Genomic DNA, 16,639 nt, shown 5'->3' on the forward strand with positions numbered 1-16,639 from the left:
AATGATTGCCTGGGGCCGTTTAGAATTTCTCTATTTTCATGGTGAGCGATGTAAAGGAACGTTCGTCATTATAAATTTCCAGCTTACCATGTTCCATTTTCAGGATCTTATCCGCCACATCGAAATAATGGTCATCATGAGTAATGGCTATAACGATCTTTCCCGCTTCCCTCATTTGTGGCAATAGTGTTCTGTAAAAAAAATTACGGTATGCAGGGTCCTGATCTGCTGCCCACTCATCAAAGAGATAGATGGGGGCATCTTCCAGGTAGCATTGCAACAGCGCCAATCGCTTTCGCTGTCCGCCAGACAGGTTAATAGTGGTGTATTTATTGTCCAGGACACCTACAATATTTTCGAGATTCAGCACACGCAGATATTTTTCAATCTCATTTTTTTTACTGACAGTGTCAATATTGTAAAGTTTTCCAAAGATGTACAGCGGGGAAAATACGGCAGAATAGTATTCGCTCAGGTCACAGCTTTTAAGCTCTTTTTCATTAATAGTGATCGTTCCTTCAGAGGGCTCATATAAACCCGTGAGCAGTTTAGCCAACGTGGATTTACCACTGCCGTTTCCTCCAATGATAAAGAGTATTTCCCCGCTCTTCACTTCAAGATCAATGGCCCCTACCTGGAAGCCCTCCTGACTGTTATAGGCAAACTTCAAACCCTGCGCCTTTATGCTCATCACTTCGGGCTCCAAAGGAGGACAAAGTTCATGTAAGTCGAGATTAGACGGTATTTCAGATAAAAATTGCTGGATCCTGTTCCAGGCAATCCTCAACTGTAATATAGAAGGTGCTGCCGTCAGTAACCTGTTTACCGGTCCGATAAGGTATAAAAGTACGATCACAAAATTCATGATGGTACCTGACTTTGTGTCTGTAAACAACCGCGGGATAATAAATGCCACCGTACCCAGCAAAAGTATCAGCATGGACTCTCCCAGCAAAGATGCGTAGAGGAAACGCATGGCTGCGAATGATATTTTCTGGCGATAGCTATCCGCTGCATCTGTAATATCCTTATAGTACTCCAGTTTCTTTTTCCGTTGCAGGGAGATCTCTTTAAACCCGTCGATCATGCCATTGGTCAGTCGCATAAAAATATTCCTGGTATCGCGGGCCTCTTCATAATATTTATTGGTGCTTTTGCTGACAAAATAATATAGCGTCGCCAGCGCAACAATAAGTATCAATGTCATGAGCGTTGCCCAGAAAACCATGGTAGCCAGGTACAGGAAGGCCACCACAGCAGTGAATACACTGGTCACCAGCGTAATGGCCATATTGGAAGAATTGCCGATGGTGTCCACATCATCATTTACAGAGGTGTATACCCTTCCCCTGTCCATGTTTTCAAATTTTTGGTAAGAGGTGGAAAATATTTTCTCAAAGACTTTGATCCGCAATTCAAATCCGATACCCTTGGAGAGATCAATTAAACTGGATTGCACAAACTTCCTCCCGAACATATGCACAGCAACGGTTAACAGGAAATAAAACACCAGGTACTGTAATTCTACCTTACTGTTGATGGCAGATACAATCAAAAGTATTAATACCATGTTAGACATTCCAGACACGATGCTTACCAGCAATATTTTTGGAATCACCCGTTTGTACTTGTTCTGCTGCGGGAACAGCAATGTGATAAAGTATGCCAGGTAGGTTGTTACCAGCGATAATAACGCAAGACCTACCATTGCCACAAAACTAACCGGGCTCCAGACAATAACGGGCTGCCAGCTCATCCCTAACAGGGCGTGCGGTAACATATAAAATCCATATAAAAATGGTAATGCCAGCACAATTGAAAGTACCATCCGTCCCACTGTCCTGACGTTCGCTCCTTCCAGGCGCCTCGTGCCGGTGAATATCTGGTATATTACCATTCCCGTGAAGCCGAGCAGCACCACCAGGTAGATACACAGTGCCGCACATACAATACTATAGGCTTTATCATTACCATCAGCAACCGTAAATTCCCTGTCTCTTATTTCTTTTGACACCAGGTCCAGCAGTGAGGCGCCGATAATACGCGTAGCGCCACTGTTTGAATTAGCCATCACTATTACACCATTTTTCTCCACGGGATCAAATGCTACGTAAGAAGTATAATTAGGATTCAGTCCTCCGTGATAAACAGCCCCGTCTCCCATCAATGAAACCTGCCAGCCCATTCCATAGGAAGACATATCATGTATCGGCACAGTCACGTCCCCTTCATGTGTTTTTGCTATCAGCGGATAAAGATTTGAAGATTGCAGCCCCATTTGCAGTTTCAGCCATTTCGCCATATCCCGTATATCGGATATGATGTATCCCGCCGCATTATTTCCCCTGTACACAGGTGCATCATATCTCCGGGGTCTAAAGAAGCCAATCTTATAACCGGCCGACATGAAGGTGCTGTCTTTCGGCGCCCCAATAGTAGTTTGGGCAAGGCCGAGGGAATCCAATACATTTTTCTGCAGATAGTCCTCAAAGGAACCTCCGCTGCGCAGCGCAATAATGTAAGCCAGTATATCATAGTTCACTGTGGCGTACTCGAAGTACAGGCCCGGCTTATTCGCCAGTTTGACACCGGAAATATTCCGTATGGTCTTTTCCAGGGCATTGCTGCTGTCACTTTCCGGAATAAGTGAGATCGTTTTCCAGGGCAACCCACTCGTATGATGTAATAAATGCCTGATCTTTATTTGCGCCGGCTTGCCGTTGTAGCTCACCTGGAACCAGGGCAGGTAGTCCCTGACATTAGCATCCAGGTCGAGCAATCCTGCCTGTTGCAGCTTAAGTGCAGCCAATGCAGTGAAAGCCTTGCTGCATGAACCTATCTGGAATAATGTGGCGGGGGTGACCGGTGTTTTTTTATCCAAATCAGCAAACCCATAGTTTCTGAAAACGGTTGTATTCCCCGAGATAATAGCAACACTAAGTCCCGGAATGCTGCCGTCTTTCATCAGCTTACCCACAATGGAGTCTACCGCATATAGTGGAATAGTATCAGCCCTGGGGCCGGCAAAACAAAGGTGGCCGGAGTATACCAGTAAAAAAACAAAAACCGGTATAGATCTTAAGGCAGTCACGATAAAAGATGCGATGAATTTGCTCATTCTGCTACTTTGTGCGGTGAGGTTTGGCTAACTTTTTCGGCAATCTGTTTCAGGGTACAATTAAAATATATACTGAAGGGGAGATCCACATTAAATTGTTTCTTCATTCTTTCGTTATTGGTCACCAGTAACAACGAGTGTCCACCCAAACCAAAAAAGGTATCATTTAGTGTCACCTGTTCCAGTCCCATCAATTCCTTCCATATCAGTGCAATCTGTTTTTCTACAGCTGTTTGTGGCTGAGCGGCTTCGTCTATCACAATGGCTGATCTTTCCAGCAATGCAGGAATGGCATCCCGGTCCACTGTTCCAGCCGCTGTCAATGGCAGATGTCCAAATTTTATGACGTCGGTAGGCATCATATGCCTGGGTAGCTGGCTTCTCAAATACTTTTTAATCTTTCCTACCGTCGCTGACTTATCAGGCAGCTCCACCAATGCCAGCAGTCTCTTGCCAGGTAGCTGATTCCCGGGAATAATGACTACAGTATTGGTTACCTCTCCATGCCGCATGATCACAGCTTCAATTTCTGATAAGTCTGCCCGGTGTCCATTCAGCATTAGCGGCCCGGCTTCCCTTGCGGAAAATTCGATTCCGTTCTCTGCTAAGTATCTTGCCTGCCAGGGAGTTTTGATTACACTGACTTCCAGTTCCGGGAGCGGAAAATATAGCTGGTGGCAAAGTTCTTCTTCCGTCAGATAATCACTGGCCAGGCCGGTACCACCTATACACAAACTGCCATATAAGCCATCAGCCTGTAACTTGTTGTTCCTGTCAACGATGTATAAAGCAGCTCCCGGTAAAGCCTGGTATAGTATCCTGGCATTTGTAGCTCCAGGTGCAGGAAGCGTACGTCCGCAGGCAAAAATTGCATACTCCGGTACTCCAAACATGTCTTCCAGCAGGATACCCGTATTCAGCTGGCTGAATTTGCGAACAGGATCTGCCCAGGTGCCCATACCGGTGAGAAAGATATGCTGAAGGGATTTAATTTTCTCCCGCCCCCGGCGTGTTAACACGTCAGTAAACGCACTGAATACCGGCGCTTCAAAATGTACGTGTGTGATGCCATAAGCTTCTATCCAGCTTATGATCTTATCTATTTCGCTTTCGTTTTCCGGAGGAAGAATGGATAAGCATCCTCCTGATAAACACCAATTGAATATCTCCTGCAGGGCAGATTGCACACTGGTATTCGTTCTTAATAAGTAGCTCCCTGTTTCCTGTACAGGGTATGTATCCTGCATTCCTGCCAGGGCGCTGAAGAGTGCCTGGTGACTGAACATGAATCCAACAGGATTTGATAAAGACTCCAGGCTATACATGACGTATGCCAGATCATCAGCGGTTACACCGGAAGCCAGTGGAAGTTCCCTGCTTTCCAATATGGAGTTCCACTCCTGCTGTATGTTAAGGACCTTTACATTTATAGCTGACACATCGAACGTGGTATTCCCCGTTATTAAAACCCCAACACCTGCCTTGCTGATAAGCGTATCGGAAATACCGGGAGGATAAGCGGGATCTAATGGAACAAAGGCTGCACCGGTTTTGAGAATACCTAATATAGTGGGAACCAGGTATTCATCCCGCTCCATCATTACACCAACCAGCATCGATTTCCCGACACCCGCATTTTCTTTAAGGTGATATGCGATCTGATTGGAGATGCGGTCAACATCCGTATAACTCCAGGAAATATCCTTGTATCTTATAGCGGTTTTTCCCTGGAAACGGCTAACTGATTTTTCGAACCGGGAGAGAATCGTTTCTGTTTGTATATTATTTCCATTTCCCTGGAAACGGTCCAACAGTGCTTTCCGTTCGTCTTCGCTGACTACATAAATATCGGAAATTTTAATGTCAGGATCTGCTACCACCGCTGCTACTATTTTTTTGAAGTAAGCGGCAAATTTCAAGATAGTTTCCGGTTTAAACAGGCTATCCTGGTAGCCAATAGCCAGTCTTATTTCACCATTATTTTCAAACGCAGTTAAAGACATATCAAATTCAGCTACGAGATGGCTGGCTTTGTAGGAGGATATTTTTAAATCAGGAATAACAAACCTCGTTTCTTCAAAATTCTGAAATACGAACATGACATCATACAATGCGCTGTGCGCTCTTGCCCGCCTGATCTTTAATCTGTCTAATAACCGGTGATATTCGTAGGACTGATTCTCCAGGAAAGCGAATGTCCTTTCCTTCACCTCATTCATAAACTGCCGGAAGCTTAGTTGTTCTGCCGGAAAATTTCTGAAGGGCAGTATTTTAACAAACATGCCCAACATATGCTGCAGGTCACTATGATCCCTTCCTGATGCAGGGATACCGATCATGATATCTTCCTGATTGGTAATTTTTTCAAGCAAAATATTGTAAACGGAAAGCAGTACAATGAACAAGGTAGCTCCTTCTTTATCGGCAATTGCCTTGAGATGACCAGTTTGTTCCTCTTCAATTCTGAAGTTGACGTTTCCTGCATGATTGTTCTTTTGCTCCGGCCGTTCAAAGTCAACCGGCAAATCTAATTGCGGCATGTTCCTGGAAAGCTCCCCGTACCAGAAATCATTCTGTTTATCCATTTCGGCCCTTCTCTCCTCGGTATCCAGCCATTCCACATAATCCTTATACTGTAAGGTTAACGGCGCGAGTGTGCCATTATTAAACAGTGTCTTAAACTCCCTGATAAATATTCCCCAGGACGTGCCATCCATTACCAGGTGATGGGTATCTACTACCAGTACATGCTTTTCCGGTTGCACTTCAATTAATGCTACTCTTAACAAGGGTGCGCTGGAAAGGTCGAAACGTGCAATGATCTGCTGTACCAGCTGTTTGACATCTTCCTCTGCCGCCACATGATGTGTTATGGTAAGCACAGCACTATCTGCAATCTGCTGCACCACCTCTTCCCCTATCACCTGGAAAGAAGTACGGAATGCCTCATGCCGGGCTACCAGTTGCTCCATTACCTGTTTCAACTTGTCTTTATCCAGGTTTCCTTCCATCACCACTACCCTGGGCATGTTGTAAGCGAGGGTCTGTTTGTCGTATTCTGAGAAGTAGTATATCGCTTTTTGTGCCGGCGAGAGGCTATAATAAGGCTTGGGGGTTGCTTTGGGCACACGGGACACCTGCATTGCCCCCACCTGCCGGATATACTCCGCCAGGCTGGAAACCACACGTCTTTCAAAAATTTCTTTGAGTGGCACCTCTGTTCCCAGCTCGCTCAATATTTTGTTCACCAGTACAGTTGCCCTCAACGAATGTCCTCCCAGGTCGAAGAAGCTGGAATTTACGCTGATGGAATCTTTATCCAGTTTCAATATATCAGCCCATATTTCCACCAGTTTCGTTTCTACTATTCCGGATGGTGGTATATACTCATCCGTAGCGGATACATGAGGCTCCGGAAGCGCTGCTCTGTCCAGTTTTCCGTTTGAGGTCAGCGGGAAGTGATCCAGGTAAACAAAGTAAGAAGGGACCATGTAGTCCGGTATTTTCCCTAACAGGTACGTACGCAGCTCTGATACCTTGATCTCCTGATCAGCAGTATAATAGGCCACCAGGTATTTGTCATCTTCCTTTTCACGGGCTTCCACCACCACTTCGCCAATACGGCTGTTACCTGATAAGGCATACGCTATTTCGCCCAGCTCTATACGGAAACCCCGTAACTGTACCTGGTGGTCTTTCCTGCCAAGGTATTCAATTTCACCACCCGGCAGCTGACGGCCAAGGTCGCCGGTGCGGTAAAGCCGACCACCGGTTTTATACGGATCCTGGACAAACTTTGCAGATGTTAACGCTTCGTTACCCAGGTACCCCCGCGAAACACCAGATCCGCCTACGTATAACTCTCCGGTAATGCCTGCCGGAACCAGCCGCTGATGCTCATCCAGCAGGTAAACTGATAAAGTAGGGATAGGTTTGCCGATGTTGCTGATATTACTGCCGATCTCTTTTTCTGTGATCTCTTTATAGGTAACATGCACCGTCGTTTCTGTAATCCCGTACATATTAATCAGCTTAACACCAGGATACATCTCCCGCCACGAATGCAATTTCCCCGGGCTCAGTGCTTCTCCCCCGAAAATAACATAGCGTAAAGACAGTCCCGTTACAGACAATTGCAAAAGATTATAAAAAGCACTGGGCGTCTGATTCAACACCGTTACCCCTTCTTCCCGCAATAATTTAAGATACAAACCCGTATCACGGGCTGTCATCTTCGGAACGATAATCACCTTACCTCCTGTTAACAATGCCCCAAAAATCTCCCATACACTGAAATCAAAGCAATGGCTATGGAACATCGTCCAAATATCTGCGGGACCAAAGGAAAACTGGAAATCGTCGTTGCAGAGCAACCGCACTACATTACGATGTTCTACCATCACTCCTTTGGGATTACCTGTTGTTCCTGAGGTATAAATTACATAACATAAGTTCGATGGTAACGGCTTGTCAGGCAAAACACCGTTGAACGGCTCCCTGTCTTCTATCAGTGCCACCGGTATACTAGGCTTTACCAGGCCGGCAAATTCATTTGTTGTCAGTACCAACCGGGTCTGACTATTATCCAGCAGATAATTCCTCCTTTCTTCCGGATAGGTAATATCAACCGGCAAATAGGCGCCACCGGCTTTCAGAATACCCAGCATGCCTACTACCATCTCTATCGAACGGTCCATCAAAAGACCTACTACGGCATCCGGTTTCACTCCACGTGCCGTTAGCTGCGCGGCCACCTGACCGGCCTGTTCATCCAGCTGTGCATAGGTAATAGCGACGCCTTCATATTGTACGGCTGTATTCCCAGGCCATTTTGTTACCTGTTCATCAAACAGGTCAAGTATCGTTTTATCTTCAGGATAGTGGCTGTTGGTATAGTCCAGGCTATCCAGCAAGCCCTTCTTTTCCACATCATCCAGGATATCTATCTCCCATAATTGCCGCGAAGGTTGCAGGAGCAAGCTACCCAACAACCTGGAAAAGCGTTGCATCATTAACTCAACGGAAGCCTGGTCGAAGTATTCCGAGTTATACAGCATCTTACCTTCAACCCCATCTTCTGATTGAAGCAGCAAAAGACTGAGATCATACTTGCCATACCCATAGTTGTTCTCGAATAAATCGATATGCAGATCGTCAATCCGGGGAATTTCGTAAGATTTATTTTCATACTGGAACAACACATCAAACAATGCTGTTCTGCTCATATCTTTTTCAGGAGCCAGATAGCTTACCAGCTTATCAAAAGGGATATCGCTATGCGACAGATCCGCATTAAACTGGTTGTTAAGCCTTGTCAGGTATTCCTGGAAACTATCTGAGGGAAATATCTGGCTACGTACGGGCAGCAGATTGGCCAACGGCCCTACAACGTCCTGTAATACGCCATTGTTCCTGCTATCAGTACTGGTACCAATAACAATTTCTTCGTGCTGAACATATTTATAGAGTAAGATTTTAAAAGCCGCCATTAAGATCAGCCGGGGTGAAATAAGCCGCTGCTCTGCATAACGCAGCACCTGGGAAGAAATGTGCTGAGATAAACTGACATCAATTGCCGCCCCCTTATAAATATGTACGGCAGACCGTGGACGGTCTGTTGGTAACTCCAATGCTTTAAGCCTTGTTCCCAACCGTTGTTTCCAGTAAGGGAAAAGATAAAAATACAATTTAGATAAGGGTCCCCGCTGCCATTCTGAAAACTGTGCATAGCGCAATCTCTCTGTTTCTTCCAGGAAAAGTTCCCCCTGTGATCTTCTGCGGTAGTTTTCTAAAATATCCCGCGCTACCTGTAACGTAGCGTGCCTGTCCACTACCAGGTGATGAAAAATGAGCAGCAGCTTATAGCTATCTGTGTCTGTTTCAAACAGCACGGCCCTTACCGGGGGGGTGGCCGGATCAAAAGGCTTGTCTCTTTCCGATGTAATTTCAGCTTCCAGGGAGCTGCCTTTGTGCCGGTGGGTCCTTTTTTCCAGCTGTATACCGGCATCATTTACAGGTTGCTGGAAGATGATGTCTTTCACCTCAACAAAACAGGTACGGAGTGCGGAATAATGTCTTATTACGCTATTAATACTTTCTTCCAGCCATTCAACATTCAACGTTCCTTTCAGGCCAATCTCTAAAGGAATATTATGATAAACGGGGCTTCCATTGTACAGGTAGTCCTTCTCGAATTTATCAATAAACCATAATCTTTCCTGGTGATAAGATGTGCGTACCAGGACTGACTCTGCCTGGGAAGCATGATTGCCGAACACCGTCAACTCATTGAATACCTGCAACCGCTCCTGTTCAGTGAGCAGCGGGATGTTTTGCAGGGAATTCCTGCTGTTCTGCGTAATCCTGGAAAGCAGGCTCAAAAAAACAGCCGTAATATTCTGAACAAAGTTGTAAGTGAACCTGCTATGATGATACCACACATCCAGCTTCTGGTCTTCTTCTGCATGAAAAGAAAAGTAAAGGTCCAGTGAGCAGCCATTGACATCGATTGGTAAAGCAATACCTTTCATACCCAAACCTACACCTGATATGCGTTTGATAGCCGGACTACCCGCCAGGATTCTTTCCAGCGGATACCTGGCGTGCCGGAAATCGCTGAATAAATTTTCCTTAACAGCGTTGACCAGCGTGCTAAAATCTGTGTCGGGGGCAATATCAATACCCACGGGTATGATGCCTTTTCCTGCATCCTGTTTCTCTTCTTCCGAATAAGTATGGGTAAACAGCAATACTTGGCCGGTCGATGAATATTTTTGTATCAGTACTGACAGCGCAGACAACAGCACAATATGCTTCGCTTTATCTGACGAGGCAATACTGTTCAGGTTCCCGCTGACATGCCGGGGTATTTCCACTGTATAAACCCCATAGGTATTCCCTGAAGGCAGCTGCTGATCGTCGGTAGCGCCATCGAAGCAGTTTTCAGCCCTGAAGTTCTTTAATCGCTGCTTCCAGTAATTCCTGGCAGATATATTTTTGTTGGACTCTAAAGCTTTAATATTTAACATAGAATTTTCAGACATGGCCAGATACATTTTAGGGTAAAGCACATTGCAGCCAGGATAAACTGCGGCAAAGAGAGAGGGGTACCGGGTTAAAAATTGAAAGATATATCATCCTCCATCAGATCTATTGCCTGATCCGAGCTTTGAATGATACTGGCAAGATCTTCATCCAGCCTGCCCACCACGTTCTCCAGCAATGCTTTGAACTGTTGGGCCAGCAATATTATATCGGGTCTTGTAAAATAGTCAGAAGAATATTCGAAACGGAAAGTAAATGACTGATCGCTGTCATATACATACAGTGTCAGTGGATATTTGGAGCTGTTGTTTTCAAACGGGTATATAACAAACCCGTCTTGCTGCCGGTCCTTCCTGTCCTCAAAGTTCTGGAAAACGAAAGCCACATCAAAAAGGCTCTTAACCGGATTGGTCCTGTTATTATTCAGCTCTCTTACAATATCTCCCAGATCATATATCTGCCTGCTGTTGGCTTGCAGCATATAATTATGTAATTCAGCGACTGCATCTTTAAACGGGGTATACGGATTTATCTGGTAGCGGACCGGCAGCATCTTCACGAACATGCCTACCACATTTTCTGTTTCCTCCTGCATTCTGCCGGAAGCAGCGGTTCCCACAACGATGTCTTCCTGGCCGGAGAGCTGGGAGAGGAACAAAAAATATACAGTAAAAAATCCTGAAAATGCGGTTACATGTTGTTCTTTCAGAAAATCAGTAAACGGCTTTAAAAGATCATTGTCAATTTTGAGCGTAACATTTCCTCCATAATGAGATACTCCATCGATGATCTCTTTTGTTACAGGAAGCGTAAGTCTCGGTACACCGTCTTCAAATGTCTTCAGCCAAAACTCCCTGTGCGAGAGGTATTCTTCCGTAAGCCGGAATTTATGCTCCCATTCGGAATAGTCCTTATACTGTATTTCCAGTTCGGGCAGGTGCTTACCGTAATAGCTGTTCAAAAAGTCGTGATGAAGAATTTTCTTTGAGATGCCGTCACAGATGATGTGATGACAATCTATTACCAGTATTTTCCGGCCGCCTTCCTGGTGAATAAGTGTGCAGCGGAAAAGGGGGGCTTTATCCAGTTCAAACGGAAGTATAAGTTTTAAAATAATATTATGAAGGTCGGGAGCAGATGTGGTAATATGCTCCAGGGAGAAATTTACTTTATCATGGAGATGCTGATAGAGCTCCCCATCCCTGATATGGAATTCGGTTCTCAGGCCATCATGTCTTTTCACAAGTGCGTGCAGCGCCTGTTCAATTCTGTCCTGGTCGAATGATTGGGAAACATCCCAGGCCATAGGAAGATTATAGGACGTCACTTTTCTATCCAGCTGATAACTGGCATAAACACGGCGCTGGGCGGCAGAGGCATGATAGGCCGGCTTTACATCTGCTTTGGGTATAATTAATACATCATCCTTCATCAGTGATCCGACAAGGGTTGCCTGTTTCTTTATCGTAAGATTTTCAAACAGCTCACTTAAAGAAACCCTGACACCAAATTCTTTGAAGAGCCTGGATGACAATCTCATTATACTTAATGAATTTCCCCCAATGCGGTAAAAATTTTCATTAACAGATATCGATTTATCTGCTAAAATATCTTTCCATATTTCCAGTATTTTTTCTTCCAGTTCATTCTCCGGGACGGAAATTTCCCGGGTTACTATTTTACTTTGCAGCGCCTGGTAGTCTACCTTTCCGTTGCGTAGCAACGTAAGCTCACTTATTTCTACAATAGACGCGGGCAGCATGGATGCAGGCATCAGTTCCTGCAAATGTTTCATGGCAGCGTCAGAGAGCTGTTGTGCATCTTCCTGAAAATTTTTCCTGGTGATATAGGCAACCAGTGTATCATCAATATTTTCTCCTGCATGCTTTGTCACTACTGCCTCCTTTATAAAGGGGCTTGTCAGAAGCATATACTCAATTTCATCCAGTTCAATCCTGATTCCTCTTATTTTCACCTGGCGGTCTTCCCGCCCAATCAGGTCTATATTTCCATCGGGCATCAACCGTGCCCTGTCTCCTGTTTTATAGATGGCAGTTTCGTCTCCGGCGGCAGACCTGAAAGTCAGGAATTTCTGCGCAGTCAACTCCGGATTATTCAGGTATCCTTTTGTGAGATAAGCAGAAGCAATGTACAGATCGCCCACTATAAGCGGATCACAAGATTCCAGGTTCTCATCCAGGATCAACAGTGCTGCACCGTCCATAGCAGTACCCACTGAAATCCTTGCAGCGTTTACATCTTCTGGCGTAATCCGGTAGCAGGATTTTATCATGGTGGCTTCTGTTGGACCATACAAATTCACGAGTTGGATGCGGACGCCAAACACCTCATACCATCCCCGCAATTCCAATGGGTTAATTCTTTCTCCCGACAGCAAACAATATTTCAGGTGCCGGAAAAGATCCGGTGATAATGCCGCTGAACTTATTATCCTGAACAAACTGGGTACACAATGAATATACTGTATACCGGCATCATTTATCCAGGCAACCATTTGTTCCGGCAATGAAATGTCCTGTTTAGGAGGCGGAATGCAGATCGTACCACCTGTCAGCAGCGGTGCAAGAATATCCCGGAGATATGCATCGAAGTAGGGACTGATGAACTGACTGAACCTGCTGCCTGCAGTAACCTGGAACGTGCCTGTTTCCCACTGCAAAAATTGTATCAGGCTGCCGTTCCTGCCAACAATACCTTTAGGTATCCCGGAAGAGCCAGACGTAAAGTATACATATATGCTGTCATTTTCCTGAAAATCCGGGTAGTGCAATGGCTGCCCAATGTTGTCCGTGGTGGATGCCAGCAGTTCTTCCGCAAGGATAACCCGGGCGGAACAATAACTGCCAAACGTGGCGGCGATGTTATCTGTGGTGGAAGTGATCAGAAAAGCAGGTTGCAGCTCATCCAGGACGGCCTGCATTCTTTTCCGGGGAAGCGATGCGTCGATAGGAACATACACGCATCTGGCATTGAATATGCCAATCATGGCATAAATATTCAGCAGCCTGTTATCGGTTACCACCGCAACGATGGTGTCAGCCGGGCATGCCTGCTGTATAAAAAAGCTGGAGATTTTATCAGAGATGGATAACAACCTGGAGTATGATATTTTCTCCCCGTCTACTTCAATCGCAATTTTGCCTGCATGGGCACGCAGACTTTTGTTTAATTCCGCTTGTAGAATCATGATAAAATTATTATGGGAAAACAGATTTACAAACTTTCAGCAACATGGTATGTTGCGTCTGTAAAGAGAAGCGTGTGCGACAGCTTCAGGCAGGTTTGGCCTGGCATAGTCCCGGGTTAATAAAGTAATAAGGTTTCAGTTGAATATTCAGGCAAATATAGCTTCGCTAAAGGTTGTCACAAGTTACAGTTAACAACAAAACAAAAATAAGGACTCAATGAAAAGTATTTGCCTATCTTTTCACAATATAATTATTTACTTCAGGTTTTCGAAAATATTTTAATGCTTTTCTAATTTTTTTATATTCGCTTCCTGCTCAGCATGTTTCAATAATAGTACTGCGATATCCCTGCGCCCATTCTTCTGCGCACATTCAACAGGAGACTCCCCTTTGCGGTTAACAGACGCCAGGCTGGCGCCGTTACGAAGCAGGGCATCAACGAAATTCACATGCCCTTTATCTACTGCGCGCATCAACAATGATTCGCCCTCAGCATCAGGCTGATCTATATCCACCCCTTTCTGCAGGAAGCGTTGCAGAAAAGATGACAACTCCGGAACACTAAACATATCAATGCCCTTTCCAATAGGAATGTCAAACCGGTGCCACCAGAAATTAACGCTGACGGACATATCAAGTGATAACACATTGTGCCACCAGCCTGTGGGTATATAAATAATATCACCCGGTTCAACAATGCAATGATAAGGCTGCGCCTGTAAAAAGAGCGGAAATTGTTCTACATCTGCATCATGCAGCTCCACTTCACTCATATGCCACTTACCCGGCAGCTGACTTGGATACAATAACGGTGTATCTTCCGGAGAAAATAACACCATATCTTTTCTACCGCAAACCTGGTAAAAGAAATTATGACTGTTATCATAGTGCAGTCCTGAATCGCAACCGGCTCCTCCCATCCATAAATTTACCTTATCCAGGATGTCTCCATCCCGGATGAATGCAGGTATTTCAAGATCATCCATCAGCATTGGAAAAAATCCCGGTATTGATAACTGCGCCAGGTAATAAGAGGTTCCCTTGCTGGCCGGCAAAGTAAATAAATCGGATACTTCATCGAAAGGGCCACCGATCCACTTAACTTCCCGGATAGCATAGTTATAACTGCCCTTCTCCGTATAGGCCACCCGCACCGTGGCTGATCCGATCTTTTCCTTCAGATAATTAACTGACCATTTACTGAAGCAGGTGGTGCCTTCCAGGCCACCTTTGATTACTACCGGCTTCCTGTTATAGTAGAATGTATTAAAATCTGCGTCAGATAAAACGCTGACGGTGTCGATGTTTCCTGCGATTTTCATAGCATTATATATTTTGATGGTGATGAACAGGCGATTTCATAGTCCGCTTAAAGTTGGACTGACACTAAAAATATAAATCATGCAAAATGCCAAATGAGATAACGGTCATTAACAAATCATCTTCAAATGGCGCATTGACATAAAAACCTGGTTGTTTGTAAATATTGACAAGACGCTGCACTTCTGCCGGATCAAAAACACCTTGTCTCTTAATTGTTTCAAAAGACAACAGTTCATTGATATACGCGATATTCCGTTGTATCAGGTAGGGACTTCCGGGCGCCACAAAACCAAATTTCTCCCGGTCCACCACCTTTTGCGGAACAAACCGTTCCGCCATCTTCTTCAGTATATATTTCTCCGTATAATCCTTTAATTTCAATTGAGCGGGTATCCTGGTAGAAAACTCCACCAGGTCTTTGTCCAGGAACGGATATCTTACTTCCACTGAATTCGCCAGCGCCATCCTGTCTCCGTGATCTGAGATCAGATGATCCACCAGCCGCAGCTTATAATCTATGTAGGCCCTTTTATGCAGCACATCCCTGTTCCTGATCCGGTCTGTATTCACAACAGGGTGCTGAAGACAGTCAATGTCGTCAAAAATGGCCCTGAGTTCTTCGGAATATAATTGCTTCTTCACTTTGTTAAACTGGAGAAAATCACGCTCGTAAAAAAAATTGCTGTCACTCCAGACATGATGCCTCAAGCGCTCTTCAGCCATCGTAGCAGGGCTTCCACCTCCGTTCTCCTGCCTCATTTTATCAAAACGGTAACCCACATAGCCGGCAAACAATTCATCCGAACCTTCACCGGATAATATGACCTTTACCCCTGCCCCACCCGCAGCCTCAGATAAGGAAAGCGAAGCTGTATTATAGGTTTCCTTTACAGGACATTCACAATGATACACCGCATGTTTCAGGCGCTGGCTTATATCATCATAAAAAAAAGTCTTCTGGCTCAGCCGGGCATTGGCACGATCCGCCACCAACCGCTGGTACATTGACTCTGACAAACCGGATTCCACGAAATCTATTGAAAACGCATCTATGTGCATCGAAGGCTGCAGGTGTCGCATCTTCATCAGGATCATGGAAGAATCCAGTCCCCCGCTGAGATAGAGTCCAACAGGAACATCGGAGCGCAAGCGCAATTTTAAGGAAGCCTCGAACAGCGACTCCAGCTGGTCAATATACCATGCTTCATGCTGAACCGGGATGTCTGCATGCTGTTCAGGATAAACAAGGTCCCAGTATTCGTGTTTTGTCAAACTTCCGCTGGCACCAATTTCCAGGTAGTGTCCGTTCTCCAGGCTGTAAATATCCCGGAACATGGTTCTGGGGCTAATTAATCCCGCAAACGTCAATACCTGGTCAAGCCCTACAAAATCCACCTGGCGTGGAGCATCCGGATGTTTTAAAATGGCTTTTATCTCCGATCCGAAAATGAAACTGTTACCCGTTTTTGTATAGAAGAAAGGAATAATACCCATATGATCCCTGGCACAGAACAGCGAGCCGGACTTCTTGTCATAAAGTGCAAAAGCAAACTGTCCATTGAGCATATTCAGAAACTCCATGCCGTATTCCTCATACAAATGAACGATCACCTCCACATCGGAACCGGTGGCAAAACGATGCCCTTTCTCCATCAATTCCTTCCTGATTTCAATGTAATTGAATATCTCCCCATTGCATATAAGTACAACAGAGTTGTCCTCATTGTGAATGGGCTGCATCCCGTTTTCCAATCCAATAATACTTAACCGGCTAAATCCGAAGGCAAGGTTTCCGGACACCAGCGTGTCCTGCGCATCCGGCCCCCTATGGATCAACTGCGCATTCATGTGCTGAACAATAGCCTGATCATTTCCGGATGCCGGGCGTTTAAAATTTATAAATCCGCAGATACCACACATTTGCTGAAGAATTTAATTTTTTGTG

General features: G+C 45.1%; 5 protein-coding genes. All 5 read right to left on the bottom strand.

Annotation, left to right across the window (positions count from 1 at the left end):
* Nucleotides 1-19: 19 nt before the first annotated feature.
* The 5 genes from PV783_RS22525 to asnB all read right to left on the bottom strand — a co-directional run bounded on the left by PV783_RS22525 (nt 20) and on the right by asnB (nt 16,614).
* Nucleotides 20-3,118 (bottom strand): cyclic peptide export ABC transporter, encoded by a 3,099-nt coding sequence (locus PV783_RS22525; protein WP_420989659.1) that lies wholly within the window; start codon nt 3,116-3,118, stop codon nt 20-22.
* Entirely contained in the window at nt 3,115-10,161 is a 7,047-nt protein-coding gene (locus tag PV783_RS22530; RefSeq protein WP_420989660.1) for an amino acid adenylation domain-containing protein, read from the bottom strand. Before PV783_RS22530 ends, PV783_RS22525 begins: the two co-directional genes overlap by 4 nt.
* Nucleotides 10,162-10,232: 71 nt before the next feature.
* A complete protein-coding gene (locus PV783_RS22535; RefSeq protein ID WP_420989661.1) occupies nt 10,233-13,370 on the bottom strand; it encodes an amino acid adenylation domain-containing protein in 3,138 nt (1,045 codons plus the stop codon).
* A gap of 279 nt (nt 13,371-13,649) precedes the next feature.
* Nucleotides 13,650-14,693 carry a cupin-like domain-containing protein gene (locus PV783_RS22540; RefSeq protein WP_420989662.1) on the bottom strand — a complete coding sequence of 348 codons (1,044 nt, stop codon included), beginning with the start codon at nt 14,691-14,693 and terminating at the stop codon, nt 13,650-13,652.
* A gap of 64 nt (nt 14,694-14,757) precedes the next feature.
* On the bottom strand, nt 14,758-16,614 hold the full coding sequence (asnB, locus tag PV783_RS22545; RefSeq protein WP_420989663.1) for an asparagine synthase (glutamine-hydrolyzing): 1,857 nt from the start codon (nt 16,612-16,614) through the stop codon (nt 14,758-14,760).
* Nucleotides 16,615-16,639: the final 25 nt, after the last annotated feature.

It is taken from the genome of Chitinophaga sp. CC14, from assembly GCF_048957795.1.
GTDB classification, from domain to species: Bacteria; Bacteroidota; Bacteroidia; order Chitinophagales; family Chitinophagaceae; genus Chitinophaga; species Chitinophaga ginsengisegetis.